Source organism: Mycobacterium sp., from assembly GCF_044342925.1.
Taxonomy (GTDB): domain Bacteria; phylum Actinomycetota; class Actinomycetes; order Mycobacteriales; family Mycobacteriaceae; genus Mycobacterium.
The window spans coordinates 74,102-97,314 of sequence record NZ_JBIIOV010000001.1 but is presented as its reverse complement, the minus strand read 5'-3'; the positions used below and the strand labels follow the sequence as shown (position 1 = coordinate 97,314).

24 protein-coding genes and 1 pseudogene are annotated in these 23,213 nt (G+C 67.7%); 7 read left to right on the top strand and 18 right to left on the bottom strand.

Translation table 11 applies throughout. The annotated features are described in order from the left end of the window. The first annotated feature begins 109 nt into the window (after nt 1–109). Complete coding sequence (locus tag ADBZ6I_RS00520; protein WP_526379755.1) at nt 110–1,681, top strand: FMN-binding glutamate synthase family protein; 1,572 nt, start codon at nt 110–112, stop codon at nt 1,679–1,681. Nucleotides 1,682–1,694: 13 nt separating this feature from the next. Here ADBZ6I_RS00520 and ADBZ6I_RS00515 read toward each other — a convergent pair whose 3' ends face one another. The 5 genes from ADBZ6I_RS00515 to infC form a co-directional block, all read right to left on the bottom strand. Next, nucleotides 1,695–2,600, bottom strand: a complete 906-nt coding sequence (locus ADBZ6I_RS00515; RefSeq protein WP_526379753.1) for an adenylate/guanylate cyclase domain-containing protein — start codon at nt 2,598–2,600, stop codon at nt 1,695–1,697. Nucleotides 2,601–2,623: 23 nt separating this feature from the next. Continuing rightward, a complete protein-coding gene (locus ADBZ6I_RS00510) occupies nt 2,624–3,409 on the bottom strand; it encodes a TrmH family RNA methyltransferase (RefSeq protein WP_526379751.1) in 786 nt (261 codons plus the stop codon). Next, the gene (rplT, locus tag ADBZ6I_RS00505; protein WP_526379749.1) at nt 3,406–3,795 is read right to left on the bottom strand and encodes a 50S ribosomal protein L20; all 390 of its coding nucleotides are present in this window, start codon (nt 3,793–3,795) and stop codon (nt 3,406–3,408) included. The genes ADBZ6I_RS00510 and rplT overlap by 4 nt, the downstream gene beginning before the upstream one ends. Before the next feature lie 102 nt (nt 3,796–3,897). Continuing rightward, complete coding sequence (rpmI, locus tag ADBZ6I_RS00500; RefSeq protein ID WP_526379747.1) at nt 3,898–4,092, bottom strand: 50S ribosomal protein L35; 195 nt, start codon at nt 4,090–4,092, stop codon at nt 3,898–3,900. A gap of 24 nt (nt 4,093–4,116) precedes the next feature. After that, nucleotides 4,117–4,737 (bottom strand): translation initiation factor IF-3, encoded by a 621-nt coding sequence (gene infC / locus ADBZ6I_RS00495; protein WP_526379781.1) that lies wholly within the window; start codon nt 4,735–4,737, stop codon nt 4,117–4,119. A gap of 274 nt (nt 4,738–5,011) precedes the next feature. On the opposite strand from infC, the gene ADBZ6I_RS00490 reads away from it, so the two are divergent. The 3 genes and pseudogenes from ADBZ6I_RS00490 to ADBZ6I_RS00480 all read left to right on the top strand — a co-directional run bounded on the left by ADBZ6I_RS00490 (nt 5,012) and on the right by ADBZ6I_RS00480 (nt 6,308). After that, nucleotides 5,012–5,395, top strand: a complete 384-nt coding sequence (locus tag ADBZ6I_RS00490; protein WP_526379745.1) for a DUF1844 domain-containing protein — start codon at nt 5,012–5,014, stop codon at nt 5,393–5,395. A 72-nt stretch (nt 5,396–5,467) separates the two neighbouring features. Then, a pseudogene (locus tag ADBZ6I_RS00485) lies at nt 5,468–5,967 on the top strand (alpha/beta hydrolase-fold protein); the annotation flags it as partial. Between the two features lie 5 nt (nt 5,968–5,972). Then, a complete protein-coding gene (locus ADBZ6I_RS00480) occupies nt 5,973–6,308 on the top strand; it encodes a hypothetical protein (protein ID WP_526379743.1) in 336 nt (111 codons plus the stop codon). A 4-nt stretch (nt 6,309–6,312) separates the two neighbouring features. On the opposite strand, the gene ADBZ6I_RS00475 is transcribed toward ADBZ6I_RS00480, so the two are convergent. From ADBZ6I_RS00475 to ADBZ6I_RS00465, 3 genes are read right to left on the bottom strand one after another with little or no spacing between them, the layout of a single operon-like run. After that, nucleotides 6,313–7,554 carry a Dyp-type peroxidase gene (locus ADBZ6I_RS00475; protein WP_526379741.1) on the bottom strand — a complete coding sequence of 414 codons (1,242 nt, stop codon included), beginning with the start codon at nt 7,552–7,554 and terminating at the stop codon, nt 6,313–6,315. Next, nucleotides 7,547–8,071 (bottom strand): copper chaperone PCu(A)C, encoded by a 525-nt coding sequence (locus ADBZ6I_RS00470; protein WP_526379739.1) that lies wholly within the window; start codon nt 8,069–8,071, stop codon nt 7,547–7,549. The genes ADBZ6I_RS00475 and ADBZ6I_RS00470 overlap by 8 nt, the downstream gene beginning before the upstream one ends. A gap of 58 nt (nt 8,072–8,129) precedes the next feature. Further along, nucleotides 8,130–9,161 (bottom strand): oxygenase MpaB family protein, encoded by a 1,032-nt coding sequence (locus ADBZ6I_RS00465; protein WP_526379737.1) that lies wholly within the window; start codon nt 9,159–9,161, stop codon nt 8,130–8,132. A gap of 86 nt (nt 9,162–9,247) precedes the next feature. Here ADBZ6I_RS00465 and ADBZ6I_RS00460 point away from each other — a divergent pair, with 86 nt between their 5' ends. Continuing rightward, a complete protein-coding gene (locus ADBZ6I_RS00460; RefSeq protein WP_526379735.1) occupies nt 9,248–9,844 on the top strand; it encodes a TetR/AcrR family transcriptional regulator in 597 nt (198 codons plus the stop codon). On the opposite strand, the gene uvrA is transcribed toward ADBZ6I_RS00460, so the two are convergent. Next, a complete protein-coding gene (gene uvrA / locus ADBZ6I_RS00455; RefSeq protein WP_526379733.1) occupies nt 9,834–12,731 on the bottom strand; it encodes an excinuclease ABC subunit UvrA in 2,898 nt (965 codons plus the stop codon). The two genes, ADBZ6I_RS00460 and uvrA, sit on opposite strands and share 11 nt — an antisense overlap. Nucleotides 12,732–12,775: 44 nt before the next feature. On the opposite strand from uvrA, the gene ADBZ6I_RS00450 reads away from it, so the two are divergent. After that, nucleotides 12,776–13,456 carry an MBL fold metallo-hydrolase gene (locus tag ADBZ6I_RS00450; protein WP_526379731.1) on the top strand — a complete coding sequence of 227 codons (681 nt, stop codon included), beginning with the start codon at nt 12,776–12,778 and terminating at the stop codon, nt 13,454–13,456. A gap of 18 nt (nt 13,457–13,474) precedes the next feature. On the opposite strand, the gene ADBZ6I_RS00445 is transcribed toward ADBZ6I_RS00450, so the two are convergent. The 4 genes from ADBZ6I_RS00445 to ADBZ6I_RS00430 form a co-directional block, all read right to left on the bottom strand. Continuing rightward, the gene (locus tag ADBZ6I_RS00445; RefSeq protein WP_526379729.1) at nt 13,475–14,995 is read right to left on the bottom strand and encodes a PepSY domain-containing protein; all 1,521 of its coding nucleotides are present in this window, start codon (nt 14,993–14,995) and stop codon (nt 13,475–13,477) included. 480 nt (nt 14,996–15,475) lie between these two features. After that, entirely contained in the window at nt 15,476–15,907 is a 432-nt protein-coding gene (locus tag ADBZ6I_RS00440; RefSeq protein WP_526379727.1) for a DUF4189 domain-containing protein, read from the bottom strand. A 239-nt stretch (nt 15,908–16,146) separates the two neighbouring features. After that, nucleotides 16,147–16,275, bottom strand: coding sequence for a hypothetical protein (locus ADBZ6I_RS00435; RefSeq protein WP_526379725.1), 129 nt, complete (start codon nt 16,273–16,275; stop codon nt 16,147–16,149). A gap of 52 nt (nt 16,276–16,327) precedes the next feature. After that, nucleotides 16,328–16,807 (bottom strand): DUF1942 domain-containing protein, encoded by a 480-nt coding sequence (locus ADBZ6I_RS00430; protein ID WP_526379723.1) that lies wholly within the window; start codon nt 16,805–16,807, stop codon nt 16,328–16,330. A 129-nt stretch (nt 16,808–16,936) separates the two neighbouring features. On the opposite strand from ADBZ6I_RS00430, the gene ADBZ6I_RS00425 reads away from it, so the two are divergent. Then, nucleotides 16,937–17,398 (top strand): SRPBCC family protein, encoded by a 462-nt coding sequence (locus ADBZ6I_RS00425; RefSeq protein ID WP_526379721.1) that lies wholly within the window; start codon nt 16,937–16,939, stop codon nt 17,396–17,398. Here ADBZ6I_RS00425 and ADBZ6I_RS00420 read toward each other — a convergent pair. From ADBZ6I_RS00420 to uvrB, 5 genes are all read right to left on the bottom strand, one after another. After that, nucleotides 17,395–18,411 carry a magnesium transporter CorA family protein gene (locus ADBZ6I_RS00420; RefSeq protein WP_526379719.1) on the bottom strand — a complete coding sequence of 339 codons (1,017 nt, stop codon included), beginning with the start codon at nt 18,409–18,411 and terminating at the stop codon, nt 17,395–17,397. The genes ADBZ6I_RS00425 and ADBZ6I_RS00420 overlap by 4 nt on opposite strands. Nucleotides 18,412–18,436: 25 nt before the next feature. Further along, the gene (locus ADBZ6I_RS00415; RefSeq protein ID WP_526379717.1) at nt 18,437–18,883 is read right to left on the bottom strand and encodes a universal stress protein; all 447 of its coding nucleotides are present in this window, start codon (nt 18,881–18,883) and stop codon (nt 18,437–18,439) included. Nucleotides 18,884–19,173: 290 nt separating this feature from the next. After that, nucleotides 19,174–20,049 carry a L,D-transpeptidase gene (locus tag ADBZ6I_RS00410; RefSeq protein WP_526379779.1) on the bottom strand — a complete coding sequence of 292 codons (876 nt, stop codon included), beginning with the start codon at nt 20,047–20,049 and terminating at the stop codon, nt 19,174–19,176. Between the two features lie 60 nt (nt 20,050–20,109). Further along, a complete protein-coding gene (locus ADBZ6I_RS00405) occupies nt 20,110–20,844 on the bottom strand; it encodes a beta-xylosidase (protein ID WP_526379715.1) in 735 nt (244 codons plus the stop codon). Between the two features lie 149 nt (nt 20,845–20,993). After that, on the bottom strand, nt 20,994–23,180 hold the full coding sequence (uvrB, locus tag ADBZ6I_RS00400) for an excinuclease ABC subunit UvrB (protein ID WP_526379713.1): 2,187 nt from the start codon (nt 23,178–23,180) through the stop codon (nt 20,994–20,996). Nucleotides 23,181–23,213: the final 33 nt, after the last annotated feature.

The window sequence follows — 23,213 nt, the reverse complement described above, 5'->3', positions numbered from 1 at the left end:
TCACCCAAGTGCCGCCGTGGAGATCATAGGTGATGCCAGAATGACGCCTCGCGGGCAATTCGCCCGGCAGGCAGCAAGCCCGCCGATGATCGAGGCGTAAGGACGGCACATGCTCAGAGCGCTCATCATCGCGGGGATCTGGGCGGCAGCCGCCGTGCTGGCGTTCACCCTGCACGGCGCGTGGTGGATTCTCGCGCTGGTGGTGGCGGCGGTGGCGGCGCTGGGAACCTGGGATCTGGTGCAGACCAGGCACTCGGTGCTGCGCGCGTATCCGGTGCTGGGCCACGCCCGGTTCATCGCCGAACTCATCCGCCCGGAGATCTATCAGTACTTCGTCGAGTCCAACACCGACGGCGCGCCGTTCGACCGGGAGACCCGCGACGCGGTCTACCGCCGATCCAAGGGCACCAAGGGCGATGAGCCGTTCGGCACCGAACGTGACGTGACCGCCGTCGGTTACGAATTCCTGAGGCACTCGCTGCGGGCGCGGATCGCCACCGAGCTGAACCCACGGGTTCGCCTCGGCGGCCCGGACTGCACCCAGCCCTACGACATTGCGCTGCTCAACGTCTCGGCGATGAGCTTCGGGGCGTTGTCCGGCAACGCGATCGAGGCACTCAACGGCGGCGCGGCCAAGGGCGGTTTCGCCCACGACAGCGGCGAGGGGGCGATCAGTCCCTACCACCTCAAACACGGCGGCGACCTGATCTGGGAGATCGGTTCGGGCTACTTCGGGTGCCGCACGCCCGACGGCCACTTCGACGGCGAGAGGTTCCGCGACAAGGCGACGCTGCCGTCGGTGAAGGCGATCTCGATCAAGCTGTCCCAGGGTGCGAAGCCGGGGCTGGGCGGCGTGCTGCCGGGCGCCAAAGTCACCCCGGAGATCGCCGAGACCCGCGGCGTCCCAGTGGGTCAGACCGTCGTCTCTCCCCCGGCGCACGCCGCATTTCACACTCCGCTGGAGCTGATGCACTTCATCGCCACCCTGCGCAGCCTGTCAGGCGGAAAGCCGGTCGGGTTCAAGCTCTGCGTCGGCGCGCGCACCGAATTCCTGTCCATCTGCAAGGCCATGTTGCAGACCGGCATCACCCCGGACTTCATCATCGTCGACGGCTCGGAAGGCGGAACCGGCGCCGCCCCACAGGAATTCGTCGACTACGTCGGGATGCCGCTGACCGAGGGACTGATGATGGTGCAGAACTGCCTGGTCGGGACCGGCTTGCGACCGCACATCAAGATCGGCGCATCGGGCAAGGTGAGCAGCGGTTTCGACATCGTCAAACGGATCATCCAGGGCGCGGACTTCACCCTCGCGGCGCGGGCGATGATGTTCGCCGTCGGCTGTATCCAGGCGATGAAGTGCCACACCAACCGCTGCCCCACCGGGGTGGCCACTCAGGACCCCGGCCTGGCCCGGGCGCTGCACGTGCCGGACAAGATCGACCGGGTGGCCAACTTCCAGAAGGCGGCGGTCGCCAGCGCCGCGCAGATGATCGCGTCGATGGGACTGGACGACTTCTCCGAGCTGGCGCCCTCGATGCTCAACCGCCGCATCGACTGTGCGCACAGCCGCACCTACGCCGAGATCTACGAGTGGCTGATGCCGGGCGAACTGCTGGAGTGCCCGCCGGAGTCGTGGTTGTCAGACTGGATCGAGGCCAGCGCCGAGGAGTTCGTCTAAAGACCCGCGTGCGCTAGCCGGAGTTGCCCGACTCGCCGTCCTGCTGGTCGTCCTCGGCGGGCACGTCGCGCTTGGATTTGAGCCGGTACATGACCAGGTCCGGCGGCACCCCGGACTGTCGGCCGGTGAAGACCTGGCGGCGCACCCGTTTGACGGTGACGCCGAGCGCTTCCAGTTCGGCGGGCGGAATCTCCTCCAGGGTCTTCTCGGAGATGATCAGCCCGCCCCGGGTGGCTCGTTCCATGACCCGGGCGGCGATGTTGACGTCCACCCCGAGCCAGTCGCCCCCGATGCGCTGCGGGCGGCCGGTGTGGATACCGGCCCTGATGCGGGGCGTATACCCATCCACCTCGACGTTTTTCACCGCATCGCGGGCCGCCATCGTGGCCTTCACCGCGGTGACCGGATCGCGGAAGACCACCATGATCCCGTCGCCCATCCGCTTGACGATCTGACCGCCGGCGTCGAGCAGCGGTGGTTCGGCGACCTGGGCGACCCGGCGCAGGAGCCGCAGGGTGGCTTCGTCGCCGGCCTGCAACGACCAGTCCGAGAAACCGACCAGATCGGTGAAGACGATGGTGACCTCGCTGTCGGCCGGCCTTCCGGCCACCCGTTCGGTGAGCGCCTGCCAGACCTGCAACGTGGCCAGGCCCACCTCGCGGGTGGCTGCCTCGCGGTCGCGCAGAATACGGTCGGCGGCGCGGGCCGCGGCCTGCGGGCCGCCCTCGCCGGCCATCGACAGCGGATCACCGAAGTCGGGATCGCCGGGAAGCGCTTCGCGGGCCCGCCGGATCAGCGCGACGACGCCGGGATTCCGGTTGGTCTTCTTCAGCCAGGCAATCGGACCTTTTGCCGGATTGTCCTGCTCAGCGTGACCATCACCGCTGCCCGGCTGATCGCCGCTCGGCTCGACGTCCACCCGGCCAGCCTAGGGCACCGGGGCTATCCCCGGCGCCGGGCCCGCGCGCTCTGATAGAGGCAGATCGCGGCAGAGACGGCCACATTGAGGCTGTCGATATCACCGGACATCGGGATGAGCACCCGGTGGTCGGCCCGCAGCGCGATGTCGCTGGGCAATCCGTGCGCCTCTGAGCCGAAAACCCACGCCGTGGGCGCGCTGAGCAGCGCGTCGGCGTCATCGAGGCTCACCTCGCCGTCCAGCGTGGCGGCCAGCACCTGCAGGCCGCTGCCACGCAGGCGGTCGATCAACGCTGCGGTGTCCGACGCCAGCACGACCGGAAGCGCGAAGATGCTGCCGGCCGACGACCGCACGCACTTGCCGTTGTAGGGGTCCACCGCGTCACCGGAGAACACCACCGCGGCGGCGCCCATGGCCTCGGCCAGCCGGATCAACGTGCCGGCGTTGCCGGGATCGGAGATGTCCGCGCCCACCGCCACCAACGCCGGCCCGCCGGCCAGGACGACGTCGAGGTCCGGATCGGGCAGTGTGCAGACGGCCACCAGTCCGGCGGGGGTGACAGTGTCCGACAACGACTTCATCGCACGGTCGGTGACCGTGGCAACGCTCTCGCCGGTGAGCATCTCGCGGTAGCGCTGCGCCGCCGCCTCGGTGGCGAACACCCGCTCGACGAGGCCGCGACGGGCAGCCGCCTCCACCAGGTTGGGACCCTCGGCGAGGAACCGGCGGGCGGCCGCCCGCTCGCCGCGGCGGTGCAGTTTGGCTGCTGCGACGACCGTGGAGGACCGCTCAGAGAGCGGTTCCGTCACGCAGCCTCACCGGAGGGGGCGTTCACATCCTCCGGCAGAGCGGCCTTGGCGACCTCGACGAGAGCGGTGAACGCGGCGGGGTCGCTGACCGCGATCTCGGCCAGGTTCTTGCGGTCGACCTCGACACCGGCGGCCTTCAGGCCCTGGATCAGCCGGTTGTAGGTCATGTCGTTGGCGCGGGCGGCGGCGTTGATCCGCGAGATCCACAGCTTGCGGAAATCACCCTTGCGGGCGCGCCGGTCACGGTAGGCGTAGGTCAGCGAATGCAGCTGCTGCTCTTTGGCTTTGCGGTAGAGCCGTGACCGCTGGCCGCGGTAGCCCTTGGACGCCTTGAGGACTGTGCGGCGCTTCTTCTGGGCATTGAGTGCGCGTTTCACGCGGGCCATTGGGGGTTCCTCTTCTCGGTTCGGTTAGGGAGTCAAGTCAAAGGACGGCTGTCAGGGCCGTCGGCCGGCAAGAATCAGCCGGTAAGAATCAGCCGGCAGGAATCAGCCGTTGAGCATCTTGTTGACGCGCTTGACGTCGTTCTCGGCGACGACGGTCCGGCCATCGAGGCGACGGGTCCGCTTGGTCGCCTTGTGCTCGAGCAAATGGCGACGGCCGGCCTTCTGCCGGACGATCTTTCCGGTCCCGGTCTTGCGGAAGCGCTTGCTGGCCCCGCTGTGGGTCTTTGCCTTGGGCATCGTGTCCTCGTTCTTCCTCGGTTATCAGTTCTGCTCGGTTGGAGCTTCGGGCTCTGCGGGCTCAGCGGGCTGGGCGACCGGACGCCCCGCTGGCGGTCCGCTTGCTTGTTCCGCCGCCTTGGCGCGCGTTTTCGCGCCGCGGTGCGGAGCCAGCACCATCGTCATATTGCGGCCATCCTGCTTGGCGGACGTCTCGACGAAGCCGTAGTCGGCGACGTCGGCGCCCAGTCGCTGCAGCAGCCGGTACCCGAGTTCGGGCCGGGACTGCTCACGACCGCGGAACATGATCGTCACCTTGACCTTGGACCCGGCCTCCAGGAAGCGGATCACGTGACCCTTTTTGGTCTGGTAGTCGTGCGGGTCGATCTTGGGACGGAGTTTCTGCTCCTTGACGACGGTCTGCTGCTGGTTCTTGCGAGACTCGCGCTCCTTCAGTGCCGTCTCGTATTTGAACTTGCCGTAGTCCATGATCTTGCACACCGGCGGCTTCGCGTCCGGGGCTACTTCGACAAGGTCGAGATCGGCATCCGCGGCGACGCGGAGAGCGTCCTCGATACGCACAATGCCTACCTGCTCCCCGCCCGGTCCGATGAGTCGGACTTCAGGTACGCGGATACGCTCGTTGACGCGGGTCTCAGTGCTGATGGGGCCTCCCTGGTCGGTCTTCATTTCGTCCGGCCGAAGCCGGCGAGACGCCGCAGGACACATCGGGAAACCACGCCACCAGCGAAAAGGCCCTGCACGCAGCAGGGCCCAGTGCCGACCGATCACGGCTAATGCCGCCTGCGTCATACGCAGAACGGATGCCCGGGGGCATCGGTGACCGGACCGTCTAGCCTTCAAGCCGACGGTGGGAGTGGGACTCCACTTGGTTGTCCTGGCGTTCGCCGGGACGGTCGTGCATGCGAGTCTAGCAGGCATGACGGATACCCCTGGCATCGCGGGCAGTGCTGATCCGCAGCATCACAGCCCGACTGGTGCGCAGCATCGCGAATTGGCCGACATCCCGGCGATCGAGGTGATCAGCAAAGCCGCGGTGATGCTGATGAGCGCTGCCGCCGAGAAGATCGGCCTGGCCGACCCTGATCCGGACACCAGCCGGCATCGCGACCTGGACGAGGCGCGGCGGCTGATCAACGCCTACGCCGGGCTGCTCGACGGCTGCGCCGGTTCCCTCGGACCGCATGCCGGGCCGATGAAGGACGGCCTGCGCAGCCTGCAGCGGGCCTTTCGAGAGGCCAGCGCGGCGCCCGACGAGCCCGGCCAGGGACCCGGCGAGAAGTACACCGGGCCGGTCCGCTGAGCCGATCTCCCGACGCCGCCGGAGCGGGCCTATCCTGGCGGCCTATGACGGTCACCAGTCGGCCCCCAACCAGCCGCGGATCACCTCACCAAGGACGTCGTGCCCTTCATGGTCGACAACTTCGGCGTCAGCGACGATCCGGCCAACTGGGGTGTGGTCGGCTGGTCCTCGGGGGGCACCTGCGCGGTCAATCTGACCGTGAAGTTACCCGGAACTGTTCAGCGCCTTCGTCAACATCGACGGCGACCTCTATCCCAATGCCGGCACCAAGGCCCAGACCATCGAGCGGCTCTACGGCGGCAACGCGGCGGCGTGGGACGACTGGGACCCGGCCACCCGGGCAGCAGTTACGACATCGACTGCGCGGTGGTGCCGCAGCCGGGCAAGCACGCTGGCCCTTCGCCGCCAAGGCTTTCGTGTCGTCGCTGCCGTGGCTGGCGGCCCAGATCGGCACCCCGGAGGTGCCCGAGGTGGCGCTGCCGGGAACCTCCGGTCAGGCCGACGGGGTCACCATCGCCGCGGAGGCGGGCGGCGACGGGCAGCCACACCCCAAGCCCGCCGGAGTACGGTGACCCTCATGCCTGACGAACCCAAGGGACCCGCATCTGAGTCGGCACCCGAGCCAGCCGGCGAGCCGAAGTCCGCCGAGGTCAGCACGACCAAGCCGGCCGCGACCACATTGCCGCCGGTGAGCGTGGCGAAACCCGACACCGGCTACACCCCCGCCGGGGTGCCGACGCTGGGAGGCGTGCGGGACAAGATCGAGACGCGCTACGGAACCGCTTTGGGCGCAACCGAACTCGCCGAGGAGACCACCGAGGTCCGGGCAGCGAGTCAGCGCTACGAGGCCGTGCAGAAAGCGGCGGCGGACAAACTTGAGGAGATCCGCTCCTCGATGCGCAAGCCGGACTGAACGCTCAATTCACGGGGCTCTCCAGCAACTGCTGCCCGAGATACTGCCCCGAGCGCACGCCCGGTGGGATCACATAAACCGCCGAGCCCACCGGTGTGATCCACCGGTTCATCGCGTCGGCCCGGGCCAGTCGGCGCTGCACCGGCAGGAACTGCCGGTCGATGTCACGCTGGAAGGCGGGGAAGATCAGACCGGAATCCGAGATCTCCCCCGGGGGCGGGGGATCGTCGTAGTTGTAGGGCCGCCGCAAGAACCGCTCCGCAGGCTCGGCCGGATGCGCAAGTGCCACATGTGAATTGGGCGGAATGATCGGAATGCCGTCGCGCCGCGCTGTCACATCGGCGGGGTCGCTCTCGTGCAACCCGGTCAGCGGCGCGCCGGTGTCCAGGCGACGGCCCACCGCGAGTTCCTTGCTGGTGCGGTCCATCTCGTCCCACGTGTCCAGGTTCATCCGGACTCTTCGCAGCACCATCATCGTGCCGCCGGCCAGCCAGGCTTGCGACCGCCCGTCGTCCCAGACGACCTCGTCGAAGTCGGGTGTTCCGGGAACCGGGTTGACGGTGCCATCGACCTGACCCATCAGGTTGCGTGCCGTCGTCCCGTCTGGCTGGACGCCGCGGGCGGGACGGAATCCGTTCTGCCGCCAGCGTTGCACTGCCAGCCTCCGGACGTTCTTAACCAGTACTCGGGTGGCATGCGCGACAGCCATCGGGTCATCCGCGCAGATTTGCAGCAGCAGGTCGGTGCCCTGCCAGCGAGCCTCCAACCGGTCGACGCCGAAGGGTGGGAGCGGCCGCGCCGAGATAGGCTTCAACCGGCCCAGGCCGGTCAGGTCGAAGACGCGTGGACCTAATCCCACGGTGACAGTCAGGCGTGCGGGACGGGGCGCCAATTCCGGTTCGGTGTCGGCCAAGGCCGGCAACCCGGCGGTGAGCCGCTCAGCGTCGGTGGTCCACAGCGCGAGTACCGCCTGCAGGACCTCGCGGGGTGCGCGCCGAGGGTCGGCGAGCAGGTCCAGCCCGATGAAGGCCGCATGGCTTTGCGGCGGGGTGTCGATACCTGCCTGATGAGCGCCGTGAAATCGCACCGTCTCGTCGCCGAAGGTGCGGGGCTCGTCGGTGCGGCGTGCGTCGTCTACCACCCAGGCCGACACTCCCGCCGCGCCCGCCAAACCCGCCGCCGCGGCGCCGCCGGTGAGCAGTCGGCGCCGCGATACCCGGCCGTTCAGCCGGCGGTGTTCATCCATGGCCGCCAGCGTGGCCCGACGGTTGATACGTTTCGCCGGCGCCGGAGAAGTCGCGGATCTGAGCGGCGAACGGTAATGATGTGCCGTCGGCGAAGGTCAGCGTCACCTCCACCTGCGAGCCCACTGTCAACGGCGCCGTGAGGTTCATGAGCATCAGGTGGTCACCACCGGGCGCCAGGACGTGGGTTCCGCCAGCCGGAATGCGGAAACCCCCCTCCTTGGGCTGCATCGCGGTCGAACCGGGCTGGCCCACCACTTCGTGCAATTCCACCTGACCGGCCGACGGTGAACCGGCCGAGACCACCGTGACGTCGGTGGTGCCGGAGTTTTTCAGGGTGCCGAACAGACCAGTCATCCCGGTATCGGCGGCTTTGACCCACTGGTCGCTGATGCTCACCACGCCGGCGCCCTGGTCGCGGGCCTTGGTGGTCATCTCAGTCTGCGAGCAGGCCGGCGCCGCGGCCAGAAACGCGCCGGCCGACACGGCGGCGACGATCCTGGTTTTCGTTGTCTGCATACCCGGCAGGGTAGCCGAACTACTACAGAGCGTCGTTAAGAGCGGGTCCGGTGACCCGCTAGCCCACCTGCGGCGAGTAGTGCATGCCGTTTCCCCGCGCATCGACGGGCGGCAGGTTGCGCGCCGGCGTGTGCACCAGCGGCGTATCGGCGGGGATTCGGCCCTCGGCGCGGTCCCAGCCCGCCCGTGCCCGCGGATGCATCTTCATGCGCCGGGGCACGAACTTGAACGCCACGTTGACCGCGCGGCCGAACAGCCAGTGCAGCCGTTCGTCGTTGCCCGACCAGGAGTAGCCCATCAGCTCGCGCACCGGTTCGTCGTAGAGACCGACAGTGAGCCACACCGCGAGGGGCTCCAGCAGCTTGAGCTGCTGCTGCCACATCCAATCCGGCATCCAGCTGATCGAGGGGTGTTTGGGCATCGAGGTGATGTCGAGCACCGCTCGGGCCGCCCAGGTGTTCTCCAGCACCTCCCGGCACATGTGATCCCAGTAGACTCCGAAGTCCTCCCACGTCTTGGGCACCGGGCGCATGCTCATCCCGTACATCCGGTACCACTGCACGTGCTCGTCGAACAGTTGACGCTTCTGGTCCTCGGTCAGGCCGTCACCGAAGTGCTCGGCGGTGAGGATGGTGCCCATGAAGAACGTGGCGTGCGCCCAGTAGAAGACGTCGGGGTTCAGCGCGCTGTAGTGCCGGCCTTTCTCGTCGACGCCCCTGATCCCGATGTGGTAGTCACGGACCTCGCCGCCGGTCTGGGGTGCGCGGTCGCCGTCGAAGACCACACCACCGATCGGGTACAGCGATCGGAACAGCCGGGGCAGGCGTTCGGTGAAGAAGATGGAGTGGTCCTTGACAGCCGCGCCGAGTTGCGGGTGCATGTTCTGCATTGACCCGGCCCAGGGGCCCTGCAGCAGGCCGCGCCAGTCGCCGAAGAGTTTCCAGGTCAGCGAGTCCGGACCCAGCGGCGCGTCGTCGTACCCGCCGCTGCTCACCGGGCAGCCGCCGGTCGGCGCGGGCGCTGATCTCGGCTGCGCTGTGGGCTTTGCTTTGTGCCTCGCTGTGGGCTTTGCGGCCGTCTTTGGACTCACCCGATCGCCTTTCCTCGGCGCCGTCCGTTCCTGGGGCGACAACTTCTGACTACGCTTGTTGTCATAGTCGAGTCTATAGGAGCGATATGCCGTTGGGTCAACGCGGCGGACGGTGGGCCGGTGTCCCACTGCCCGCTCGCCGCAGCCGCCGCCGCGACGAACTGCTGGCCGCGGGCGTGGCGGTTCTGGGCGCCCCGGACCGGCCGGCGCTGACGGTGCGGGCGGTCTGCCGGCGGGCGGGCCTGACCGAGCGGTACTTCTACGAGAGCTTCACCGACCGCGACGAGTTCGCCCGCGCGGTCTATGACCACGTCTGCGCGAGCGCAATGGACGCACTGAGCTCGGCGGCCACGCCCCGCGAGGCGGTCGAGCGGTTCGTCACGCTGATGGTCGACGATCCGGTCCGCGGCCGGGTGCTGCTGCTGGTGCCGCAGACCGAGCCGGCCTTGATCCATTCCGGCGCCGAATGGATGCCCAGCTTCATCGCCCTGCTGCAGAACAAACTGACCACCATCGCCGACCCGGCGGTGCAGAACATGGTGGCCACCGGTCTGATCGGCGCCCTGACGGCCCTGTTCACCGGCTATCTGAGCGGCACGCTGGCAGTGTCGCGGGAGCAGTTCATCGACCACTGCGTCGGCATGCTGCTCTCCCAGGCCGGGCAGTCCGCCGCTAGGCGCTGACCCGGCGGCGTCGGGTCGTGCGCTTGGGTGCGGGCGGCTCCAGTAGTTCGGCGAGAAACGCTCCGGTGTAGCTGCCCGGGCTGGCCGCGACGTCCTCGGGAGTGCCCTGCGCCACCACGGTTCCGCCGCCGCCACCACCCTCAGGACCCATGTCGATGATCCAGTCGGAGGTCTTGATGACGTCTAGGTTGTGTTCGATCACGATCACCGAATTGCCTTTGTCGACAAGGCTGTTGACGACTTTGAGTAGTTTGCGGATGTCCTCGAAATGCAGGCCGGTGGTGGGCTCGTCGAGGATGTAGACCGTCCGCCCGGTGGAGCGCTTCTGCAACTCCGCCGCCAGTTTGACGCGCTGGGCTTCACCACCGGACAGCGTCGGCGCGGGCTGGCCCAGCCGGACGTAACCCAGCCCCACCTCGACGAGCGTCTTGAGATAGCGGTGAATGGCGCCGATCGGCTCGAAGAACTCCGCGGCGTCCTCGATGGACATGTCGAGCACTTGCGCGATGGTCTTGCCTTTGTAGTGCACCTCCAGGGTCTCCCGGTTGTAGCGGGCACCCTGACAGACCTCGCACGGCACGTAGACGTCGGGCAGGAAGTTCATCTCGATCTTGATGGTGCCGTCGCCCGAACACGCCTCGCAGCGGCCGCCTTTGACGTTGAAGGAGAACCGGCCCGGCTGATATCCGCGGACCTTGGCCTCGGTGGTGGCGGCGAACAAGGTGCGGATCTTGTCGAACACCCCGGTGTAGGTGGCGGGGTTGGAGCGGGGCGTGCGGCCGATCGGCGACTGGTCCACCCGGACCAGTTTGTCGACCTGGTCCAGGCCGTTGATCCGGGTGTGCCGGCCGGGCACCTGACGCGCCCCGTTGAGTTTGTTGGCCAGCACCGACGCCAGGATGTCGTTGACCAGGGTGGACTTGCCGGATCCGGACACCCCCGTGACCGCGGTGAGCACGCCGAGCGGGAACGACACGTCGATGTCGTTCAGGTTGTGCTCGCGCGCGCCGACCACAGTCAGTTGACGCTTGCGGTCCACCGGACGCCGGATGGCCGGCACGTCGATGCTCTTCTTGCCGGACAGGTACGCCCCGGTGATGGAGTCCGGATTCGTCAGCAGGTCCGCATACGGCCCGCTGTGCACCACCCGGCCGCCGTGTTCGCCGGCTGCCGGGCCGATGTCGACGATCCAGTCGGCGTGGGCGATGGTGTCCTCGTCGTGCTCGACGACGATCAAGGTGTTGCCCAGATCGCGCAGCCGCGTGAGGGTTTCGATGAGCCGGCGGTTGTCCCGCTGGTGCAGCCCGATGGACGGCTCGTCGAGCACGTACAGCACGCCGACCAAACCGGAGCCGATCTGGGTGGCCAGCCGGATGCGCTGCGCCTCACCGCCAGACAGCGTCCCGGCGGCGCGACCCAGCGTGAGATAGTCCAGCCCGACATCGAGCAGGAAGCCCAGCCGGGACTGCACCTCTTTGAGCACCTGCCCGGCGATGGCGGCTTCACGGGTGCCCAGGGTGAGCCCGTTGAGGAAGTCCGAGCAGTCGGCGATGGAGAGTTCGCACACCTCGGCGATGGACCTCGTGGACTCCCCCGCCGACAACGTGACCGCCAGGATCTCCGGCTTGAGCCGGGTGCCCTGGCATTCCGGGCACGGCACGTCGCGCATGAAGCCTTCGTAGCGCTCCTTCATCATCTCCGAGTCGGTCTGCTCCATGCGCCGCTGCAGGAACGCCATCACGCCTTCGAAGTCGGCGTAGTAGGAGCGGGTGCGGCCGTAGCGGTTGCGGTAGCGCACGTGCACCTGCTCGTCGCTGCCTTCCAGAATCGCCTTGCGCGCCTTGGCCGGAAGCTTGCGCCACGGGGTGTCGATGTCGAATCCCAACGCCTCGCCCAGGCCCTCCATCATCCGGGTGAAGTAATCGGAGTTGTGGCCCATCGCCCACGGTGCCACCGCCCCCTGGGCCAGCGTCAGATCCGGGTCGGGCACCACCAGTTCCGGGTCGACCTCCTTGCGGATGCCCAGCCCGCTGCACTCCGGACAGGCGCCGTAGGGCGAGTTGAACGAAAACGACCGCGGCTCAAGGTCGTCCACCGCCAGGGCGTGCCCGTTGGGGCAGGCCAGCTTCTCGGAGAACCGCTGCTCGCGGTGCGGGTCGTTCTCGTCGCGGTCGACGAAGTCCAGCACGACGATGCCGTCGGCGAGACCGAGTGCGGTCTCCACCGAATCGGTGAGCCGCTGCTTAGCGCTGGTCTTGACCGTCAGCCGGTCGACCACCACCTCGATATCGTGCTTCTCCTGCTTCTTCAGCGTCGGCGGCTCGGTGAGCGGGTGCACCACGCCGTCCACCCGAACCCGGCTGTAGCCCTGGGTGTTCAGCTTGTCGAACAGGTCGACGAACTCGCCCTTGCGGGTGCGGACCACCGGGGCCAGCACCTGGAATTTGGTGCCCTCCGGCATGGCCAGCACCTGGTCGACGATCTGCTGCGGGGTCTGGCGGGCTATGCGCTCCCCGCACACCGGGCAGTGCGGGGTGCCGGCCCGGGCGTAGAGCAAGCGCAGGTAGTCGTAGACCTCGGTGATGGTGCCGACGGTCGAGCGCGGGTTGCGGTTGGTGGACTTCTGGTCGATCGACACCGCCGGGGACAGGCCCTCGATGAAGTCGACGTCGGGCTTGTCCATCTGGCCGAGGAACTGGCGGGCATACGCGCTCAGCGACTCGACGTAGCGGCGCTGGCCCTCTGCGAAGATGGTGTCGAAGGCCAGCGAGGACTTGCCCGATCCGGACAGCCCGGTGAAGACGATGAGACTGTCCCGCGGCAGGTCCAGGTCGACGCTGCGCAGATTGTGTTCACGCGCGCCCTTGACGATCAGCCGGTCAGCCACGCGCTCATGCTATGTGCCGCCGCTGACAGCAGTACCGTGGCCTCATGTCGATCTCTGTGGCTGATACCTATACCGGGCACGTCGAGACCCAGACCGCCGCCCGACGCACCCTTCCCGGGGTGAGCATCGTCAAGATGTCGGTGGGTCCGATGGACAACAACGCCTACCTGATCACCTGCGCCGACACCGGTGAGTCCCTGCTCGTCGACGCCGCCAACGACCCCGATCTGCTGGTCGAACTGGTCGCCGAACAGGCGCCCAAGCTGGCGCTGATCGTCACCACCCATCAGCACTTCGACCACTGGCAGGCGCTGTCGGCGGTGGCCGAAACCACCGGGGCGCCCACCGCTGCGCATCGCCTCGACGCCGAGCCGCTGCCGATTCCCCCGGAGCGCTTCCTCGACGGCGGGGACACCGTGCAGGTCGGCGATCTGGTCTTCGACGTCATCCACCTGCGCGGGCACACCCCCGGCTCGGTGGCGCTGGCGCTGCGGCCGGCCGGGGAGCGGACCGCGGTGCAACTGTTCACCGGGGACTGCCTGTTCCCCGGCGGGGTCGGCAAGACCTGGGAGCCCGGCGCGTTCGAGCAGTTGCTCGGCGACGTCACCAGCCGGGTGTTCGGCGCCTACGGCGACGACACGGTGGTCTATCCCGGCCACGGTGACGACACCACCCTGGGTGAGGAGCGGCCCCGGTTGGCGGAATGGCGCGAGCGCGGGTGGTGAAGCGCTCAGCCTGAGCGCTCAGTCTGAGGGCTGGGTCACCCGATTGCGCCTGACGGCCAGAATCGCCTCCGCGACGAGAAGAACCACCAGCGTCGCGCCGAATGACGGGTAAATCACCGCCAGCGCGGTAGCGATGACGCCGACCGCGACGACGGCCCCGCGTGGGGTGTTCGACCGCATGGTGTCGCTGGTGGCGCCCGGCAGGCCCGCACTGCCGGTGGGGCGACGCTTCCACCACATCAGAGTGGCGGTGACGATGCTTGTCAGTAGGCCCAGGCACGCAGCAGTAGCCAGGATGCGGGTGACGACGCCGTACTGGGTGCCCATGTGCATGTTCACGCCCCAACTGCTGATCCGCGACAGTGTGCCGTCCTGGTCGGCGGTGGCGTTGGTGATGGTCTGCCCGGTGAACTGGTTGAGGTAGAGCGTCCGCTGCTCGGAGAGTTTCTGCGGCCAGTGGTTGATGACGCTGTAGCTGCCGTAGGCGGTCTCACCACTGGCGATCGTGTCCGATGGCGGCACGATGGAATAGCCGGCAATCATGTTCTCCGACTTGGCGATCTGATCGATCTCGGTAAACCCCAACCGCCGCGGCGTAGCGCCAGGGGCGGTCGCGCCAGGGGCCGCGGACGCATAGACCGGGTCCTCCTTGTCGGCCCAGGCGATGCGGTGGCCGAGGCGGTCGAAGTCGCCCACTGTGGCCGGGGTGGACGGGGCGTCGACTTCAGCGGCGGGAGTGACGGTCGAGGCGACGGCCCGCCAGTTCTCGCCCCAGTACCGCGACCACGTCAGCCCCGAGACGATGTAGCAGATCAGCACCACCGACAGCAGGATGCCGGTGGCGGCGTGCAGGTCGCGCCAGCGGATCCGACCGCCCTTCGACCACCGGATCGCCAGTGGCGGCTTGCCACCCTCGATGGAGCGGGGCCACCACAGGTAAATCCCGCTGAGTGCCAGAACCAGAACCCAGACCGCCGTCATCTCGATGATGAGATTGCCGATGCCCACCGTGATCGATGCCTCGGGATACGACGACGGCGCGATCAGATGACCCAGTGATGGCAGTGCCACGGTAGGACCGTCATTGCCGAAGACCCGGTGCAACTGGTTGGCCCACCCGACCACACCGTCGAGTTCGTGCCGCTGACCCAGGTACTTGCCGGTGTTGGGGTCGACGAAGACCTGTGTTGCGTTGCGCTCCCCCACGCCGGAGTCTTCGGCCGGGAGGAAATCGACCTGGGTTGATCGGTCCGGAGCCTGCGGCGGAGTGACGGCGTCCAGCACCATGCCGGGGGCGACGTGTTCGCGTGCGGCGGCGACCTGGTTGTCCAGGGACACCGGTGCGTTGGTGGCGGAGACCATCTTCAGGTCGCGGTACTGCCACAGGTCGATCGGCTGTGAGTAGAGGATGACGAGGCCGGTGCAGGCCAGCACGATCAGCGCCGGAGCCGCGAAAAGTCCGACCCAGAAGTGCAGCCGCCATATCCGGCGCAGCACCGCCGCTCCACCGCGGCGCTGTTCCCGCTCGACAATAACCACCACGGACCTCCAAGCTCCGAACGGCGATCAGTGTCGCACAGCCAGGAGTCCCCCCGGATCGGTTTCCGTCGGCGTGTCCTGAAGTGTGGCACCGTCTCGCTATGCCATCGCGGGTCCGAGTCCGACGTGTCGCTGTCGGCGTCACGGTGATCGCTTCGTTAGCTGGTTGCGGCTCGGGAGGAATGCCCTGCCCGACGGGGTGAGAGCGGCTGGTGATGAGCCACGGTCAACGGCCGAAGTTAATAGACAGACCGGGGCCGCCACGCCACCTGATGGACGGCTGATTCGCGGGCGGCGCCACGGTCCCCGGACGCGCCTTTATCGCCACGCTGCCATTGGTTCGACAGGTGGACGTACTGCCCGAGTCCTGACAAGTCGGCAGAGCGACAGCGGCCGGCGCTGAAACCCCCAGCAGAACAGCAAGACTCATAATCAATAGTGCTGATATGCGGCGCTTCGTCATGTATTTGCACTCACCCATCAATGACAATCGGAGATGACGATAGCCGCGGTCGGGCCAAGGGCCGTGCCGTTGGCCGCAGCCCGGGCGAACGCATCGTCCCTGGCAAGGTCGACAGTCGTCCCGGCTCCGCCGGACACGACGTCGTTAGTATCGTCAGCGACGGACACGATGCAGAGCCTGTCATTGGTCACCTCATCGCTGGTGCACTCTTGGCCGCCTGCGCTCTGGCACTGCGCGATTACCCGCGCCGAGGCTTCCTCGTTCGTTGCGCCGGTCGCTCTGAAACCCACCAGGCCATCAATGAAAACGCCGGTCCCGACCGCAACGGAGATCTCCGCCGAATCGTCGACAACGCCACCGGGCCCTCCCGCCCACGCGGTGCTAGTCGTGATCGCCAAAGCCGTCACGGCCACAGTAAGCAGTGGCGCGACCAAACGGGTACCGGGCACACCAGGACCCTATAGGCCTTTGCCGGAAGTTTGTCTAACCTGTCGACGGGTGACCCAGGTGTCGAGACCGGCGAGCACCTCGGCGGCGCCCATCAGCATGGCGGTGTGGCAGTCGTGTCCGCGCATGCGACACCGGAAACGGTCCGCCCGGATAGGTCTCAGTCGACGACGGTGGAGGCGAAATCGACGCCCGAGGACTCCCGGACCGGCAGCGCATCGGTGTCGGCACGCGAGCGCCATCACCCGGCTGCCCGGTCGGCCGCCGCGCAGGACTCCACCACACCGTGCCCGGCGATCTGCGTACGGACTTCGTCGAGCCCCAGTGAACGCAGATGCTCGGCGATGCCGTCGATGTCCGGGTAGGCCATCGGCAGAGCCTACGGGCCTCGGTGACGGCCCATCACCCCTTCGGCGGCGCGTTCACCCGCCCGTCGTCCAGACGGCGAGATCGGCGCCGTCGGCGGTGTAGGCGACGCTGTCCGGAGGCGGCCCGGTCACGTCGAAGTACAACTTGCCGCTCGTCGTGCCGCCCGGCGGCAGCGCTGCCGGCGGAACGCCCATCGGCGCCGCCACACCCCACAACACCGGATAGCTGACCGAGTCGGTGCGCGCGACGAAACCGGTGATCATGGGAATCCCACCGTGCGGCAGTTCCGCGTCCACAGTCGCCTCCCACAAGGCACCCACCGGCCGGTACGGAATGGCGTCGGTACTGGGTTGCAGGTTGCTCACCGTCCAGTGCTGTTCGATCTCGATGTCGACGACATCCACGTCCGCCTGGCTGCCCAGGTCAGTGGTGTCGGCTGCAGCAGTCGGTGCGTGCACCAGTCCGGCGGCGGCCAGCCCGGCGATCATGAGCGTCGCTGATGAGCGCGTTCGAAACAGTGAATTTAGCTTCATGAATTGATGCTATCCATTCTCCCGGCGCCGCGCCATAGTCACGTCCCCTGTTTCGGTGGACGGGTGTCCCGCGCGCTCCAGATGGGTAGCCGAGGGTGGAAGACACCCGAATCCCAGGAGGAAATTGGCATGAGCACCACCACCGCATCCATCGATGTGGACCGCCCGGTCCGCACGGTCTACAACCAGTGGACGCAGTTCGAGACGTTCCCGCACTTCATGGAAGGCGTCGAGGAGATCCGCCAGCGCGATGACACCCACGTCCACTGGCGGGTGAAAGTCGGCCCGGCCACCCGGGAATTCGACGCCACCATCACCGAGCAACACCCCGATGAGCGGGTAGCCTGGCGCTCCGATTCAGGTCCCCAGCACGCCGGCGTCGTCACCTTCCAACAGCTCGATGAGAACCACACCCGGGTGACCACGCAGATGGAGATCGACCCGGACGGGTTCTTGGAGAACGTCGCCGACAAGCTCGGCATCCTCAAGGCCCGGGTACACGGCGACCTGCAACGGTTCAAGAAGTTCATCGAAGAGCGGCCGATGGAGACCGGCGGCTGGCGCGGGGACGTGTCCCAGCCGAACCTCTAAAGCCAGTCGCGGCGGCGGAAAGCGACGAAGAGCGCCGCGGCGGTGAGGATGGACACCAGCGCACTGGCCACCACGCCGGAGATCTGACCGAAGCCCGGGTAGGGCACGTTCTGCCCGAACCAGCCGGTGACCAGGGTCGGCACCGCGATGATGCCCGCCCACCCGGTGAGCTTCTTCATGATCGTGTTGAGGCGGGCATCCTGCAGCGACAGGTTGGTCTCGAAGACGGTGGTGATCATGTCGCGCAGGGACTCCGTCCACTCGGCGGCCCGGATGACGTCGTCGTAGAGGTCGGCGTACCAACCGTCGAACTCACCGGTGCCGGTGCCCGGTGAGCTGCGCCGCATGACCGTGTTCATCACCTCCCGCATGGGCAGGACGATGCGGCGCAACTCGACGAGCTCCTTACGCACGCGGTAGGTGTCGCGTTGCAGCTGCCGCGTCTGGGAGCGGTCGCCGAACAACACGTCCTCCAGCGACTCGATGGTGTCGTCGAGTTGCTGGATGGTGTCGAACTGTTCGTCGACCACCACGTCCAGAACGCCGTGCAACAACGCCGCGCTGCCCATGCGCAGCAGGTCGGAGTTGTCGTCCCAGCGCCGCACCACCTCGTCGATGTCGAACACCGTTCGCGCGGAGTCATTTTCGAGCCGAACAGTCACCACCGCGGCCGGCATCGCGAAGATCGACACCCGGGCGGTCAATAAGCGGGACTCGAGCGATCCGGGCACCTGCGGTCCCAGCGCCGTCGCGTAGACGTTCAGGACGGTGTGGGTGGCGTATCGGGTGGCCTTGGTGCGCCCACCATGCTCCACGATGTCCTCGACGGCACGAGGATCGAAGCCGAGTTGACCAGCCAGCACGTCGAGCGTCGCGGGCGACGGATTGAGCAGGTCGACCCACACCAGAGCCCCCTCGGTGCGGACATGCTCCGCGAGGCGCTCCAGCGGGAAGTCCCGCGCCTCCAGACGCCCGTCTGACCACAGCCGGGTACGGACGGTCGGGGCTTCCACGGGCGGCAGCAGAGCCGGTGGCGGCCTACGGGGTCGTGTGGACGATGAGCACGTCGGTCTTGGACTTGCGCGCTACGTTGGCGGGCACAGATCCGAGCAACCGGCCGGCGATGGTGTTCAGGCCGACGTTGCCGACGACCAGGATGTCGGCGCCCACCTCGTTGGCGAGGTCGACCAGAGCGTCGACGGGGGCACCCTCGATGGCACGCTCCTCGACGTTGACGGCTCCGGCGGCCTTGGCCCGTTCACTGGCATCGCGGAGGATGTCGTAGATGGGGGCCGTGCCCACCACCTTGTAGCCCTCGTCCCGCATTATGTCCGCCGCCTTCGTGTCCTCGGGAGCGGGCAGGTAGGCGGTCGCCACGATGACCTTCGCATCCGGGCCGGAAGCCAGTTGGCCCGCACGATCAACCGCGATCAGCGACGAAGCCGAACCATCTGTTCCGACAACCACGGTGTTATAACCGCCCATTGGTATCCTCCAGTACTGAAGTTGCAGCGCCAAGCGCAAACAGTAATGCCTCCTCGGTGCCGACAGTGCGGGATTGGCCCACACCTGGCGTGGCGCCGTCCTGACTGATGCCCGACACCGGCGTCACCATCGCGGGTCGGCCCCGCCGCTCACGGCGGCCGGCTGACCGGTATTCAACGAAAGAGGTTGCGGGACGGGCATATCGCGGTGTGGGCGCCAGCGCTCGGCCAGCGGCCGGCGCTGGCGATGTCCAAAGGGTGCCGAGCAGGCCACGGCCGAAAAGCCGGTCCTTAGTAGGCGATTCCCATCCTCGGCTCAGACGGCACCTCGAGGCTGTTCTCCCGCACGATCACCGGGTCACCGACGTTGACCGTGTTGAAGTACCACTCGGCATCCTCGGGGCTGAGGCTGATGCAGCCGTGGCTGACATTGTCATTGCCCATCGAATTGACCGCCCAGGGCGCCGCGTGCACGAAAAGCCCACGGCTGGTGAACCGGACGGCGTGGTCGACGTCGAGGTGATACCCGTCAGGGCTGTTCACCGGGATACCGACAGTGCTGGAATCCATCACCACCGAACGTTCCTTGGCCAGCACGGTGTAGATGCCGACGGGCGTCGGATACTGCGGCCTGCCCATCGTCGCCGGGAACACTCCTGCCTGTCCCCAGCGCGGGCGGTGATGCGGCGCGGGCAGCGACGTCGGTGGGCCGGCATGGACGCCGTCGATGGTGACGGTGAACGTGTGGTCGGAGATGCTGGCGACGCCGACGACTTTGGGACCCGTCGCGAACGTCGTCGGGCGGCCGCCCACGGACAGCGCCACTGTGCTGTGCGCCGGCCAGAACCCATCCGGGACCCACTGCACGGTGGTGGTGTCGAGCCACTCGAACTTTCCCGTCATGGCGGGGGTGGATGTGAGGTCCAGGGCTCGCTCGGCCGCGGGCCGGTCGGCGACCGGTGCAGCGAATGCCACCACCACCGGGTGCGCCACACCCACGACGTCGCCGGGGCCGGGCAGGACCGACGCGACGGCCGAGCCGGACGACCGGTAGGCCTGGCCGAGTGTTCGAGATTGGGCGCTCGCCTGGGCGGTGCCGGCCGGAGCCACGAACACACTCACGGCGATGGTGGCCGCCGCAACAACACTCCGCATCAGCGTGCGCATGGTTCCCACTCCCAGTCCCATTGACAGATTTCGGGGGTCAGATCGCTGGTCAGATCGGTATCAACCCGCCGGGCCGGGGATGATCGGCTGGCCCGGCACGGGCGCGCCGGCCGGCAACGGGCCGGTCATCGCACCCTTGCCGCCGGCACCCGCCATATCGATGATCGGAGCACCACCGACCGGTACCGGAGCGCCCACCGCGGCGGCGCCGACCGGAAGGGGCACAGCGCCCGCGGCGCCGACCGGCACCGGAGCACCAACCGGAATGGGAGCGCCCACCGGAACAGGTGCGCCCACCGGAACAGGTGCGCCCACCGGAACAGGTGCGCCGACTGGAATGGGAGCGCCCACCGGAACAGGTGCGCCGACTGGAATGGGAGCGCCCACCGGAACAGGTGCGCCGACTGGAATGGGAGCGCCAACCGGAATGGGAGCGCCCACCGGAATGGGAGCGCCAACCGGAATGGGAGCGCCAACCGGAACAGGTGCGCCGACCGCACCACCCACCGGCACCGCTGCGGCCACGGGCAGCGGGCCGGGCAGCGTCATCGGCACACCGGCCATATCAGCCACGGCGGCGGCCGGACCGCACGCGCCGGCGGCTGCGGCACCGGCCGCGCCGGCCACCGGACCGTCCGCCGGTGCCGCCGCAGCGCCCGCAGCCTGCTCGATGCAAGCGTAGCCACCCGTCTTGAGCGGCGAGGCCGCCGCGCCGGGGGTCGAGGCCATGACTGCTCCGAACAATCCCGCGCCGACGACGACTGTGAAGGTGAGCCCAGTGCTGGTCCTTGCCATGGTTTTTCTTTCCCGTTCCGTGTTGGGGTCTGCACCGAAACTACAGACGTGTAAGACGGGTTTCGGGTCACAAATCGGGGGGTTACCGAACCGTGGCCAAGCGGTGGCGGCGCGGTTATGCCAGGGGCCGAAAACAGCCGACCTGCCTGCTACTTCAGGCCGGCGGCGTCCATTCCCCGAAGCTCCTTCTTCAGGTCTGCGATCTCGTCGCGCAACCGCGCGGCAAGCTCGAACTGAAGGTCGCGCGCGGCTGACATCATCTGTGCTGTCAGTTCTTTGATGAGGTCGGCCAGTTCAGCCCGCGGCATGGCCGAGACGTCGCGTCCGTCCCGCACGCCCGAACTGGCGGCAACGCCGCGGCCCGCCTCGCCCTGGGCGCGGCGCCCCCGGGAGGCGTTGCGCCCCGACCCGGCAGGTTGGATCGACTCGATGGCCTCGGTATCCGAGGCTTCCCGGTACACCTGGTCGAGGATGTCGGCGATCTTCTTCCGCAGCGGCTGAGGATCGATGCCGCGATCGGTGTTGTACGCGATCTGCTTGGCGCGCCGGCGCTCCGTCTCGTCGATCGCCTCTTTCATCGAGTCGGTGAGTTTGTCGGCGTACATGTGCACTTCGCCGGAGACGTTGCGGGCGGCGCGCCCGATGGTCTGGATCAGGCTGCGGGTGGAGCGCAGGAAGCCTTCCTTGTCGGCGTCGAGGATGGACACCAGCGACACCTCGGGCAGGTCCAGGCCCTCGCGGAGCAAGTTGATGCCGATCAGCACGTCGTACTCACCCAGGCGCAGCTGACGCAGCAGCTCCACCCGGCGCAGCGTGTCCACCTCAGAGTGCAGGTAGCGCACCCGGATGCCCATCTCCAGCAGGTAGTCGGTGAGGTCCTCGGCCATCTTCTTGGTCAGTGTGGTGACCAGGACGCGTTCGTCGCGCTCGGCGCGGACGCGGATCTCGCCGATGAGGTCGTCGATCTGGCCCTTGGTGGGTTTCACGACGACCTGCGGGTCGACGAGTCCGGTCGGACGGATCACCTGCTCGACGAATTCTCCGCCGGTCTGGGCCAGCTCGTAGGGGCCCGGGGTGGCCGACAGGTACACCGTCTGCCCGACCCGCGAGGCGAACTCCTCCCAGGTCAGCGGCCGGTTGTCCACCGCCGAAGGCAGCCGGAAGCCGAATTCCACCAGGTTGCGCTTACGCGACATGTCGCCCTCGAACATGCCGCCGATCTGCGGCACGGTGACATGCGATTCATCGATGACGAGCAGAAAGTCCTCGGGGAAGTAGTCGAGCAGGGTAGCCGGCGCGGATCCGGCCGGCCGGCCGTCGATATGCCGGGAGTAGTTCTCGATGCCGGAGCAGAACCCGACCTGGCGCATCATCTCGATGTCGTAGTTGGTGCGCATCCGAAGACGTTGTGCTTCAAGGAGTTTGCCCTGCCGTTCCAGTTCGGCCAGCCGTGCGGCCAGTTCGTCCTCGATCGAGGTGATGGCCGCCGCCATCCGATCCGGACCCGCGACGTAGTGGGTGGCCGGGAAGATCCGCAGTGAATCGACCTTGCGGATCACGTCGCCGGTGAGCGGGTGCAGGTAGTAGAGCGCCTCGATCTCGTCGCCGAAGAACTCGATGCGCACGGCCAGTTCCTCGTAGCTGGGGATGATCTCGACGGTGTCACCGCGCACCCGGAAGGATCCGCGGGTGAAGGACACGTCGTTGCGGTCGTACTGGACATCGACCAGCAGCCTCAGCAGCCCGTCTCTGGGCACCTCGGTGCCGACCTGCAACTCCACCGAGCGATCCAGATAGGACTGCGGCGTGCCGAGGCCGTAGATGCACGACACCGAGGCGACCACCACCACGTCGCGCCGGGACAGCAGCGCCGACGTCGCCGAGTGCCGCAGCCGCTCGACGTCGTCGTTGATCGAGCTGTCCTTCTCGATGTAGGTATCGGTCTGGGCGATGTACGCCTCGGGCTGGTAGTAGTCGTAGTACGAGACGAAGTACTCCACGGCGTTGTGCGGGAACATCTCGCGCAGTTCGTTGGCCAGCTGGGCGGCCAGCGTCTTGTTCGGCGCCATCACCAAGGTGGGCCGCTGCAGACGCTCGATCAGCCAGGCCGTGGTCGCCGACTTGCCGGTTCCGGTGGCGCCCAGCAGGACCACGTCCCGCTCCCCCGCCCGGACCCGGCGTTCCAGCTCGTCGATGGCGGCGGGCTGATCGCCGGCGGGCTGGTGCGGACTGACCACCTCGAATCGCGCGCCGGTGCGCACCACGTCGTCGACCGCCCGGTATTCGGAATGGGCGAGGACGAGCTCCTCTGCGGGACGTTCGGTGGCGAAAGCCATGGTGACCAGATTAGTTGTGCCCCCCGACATAGG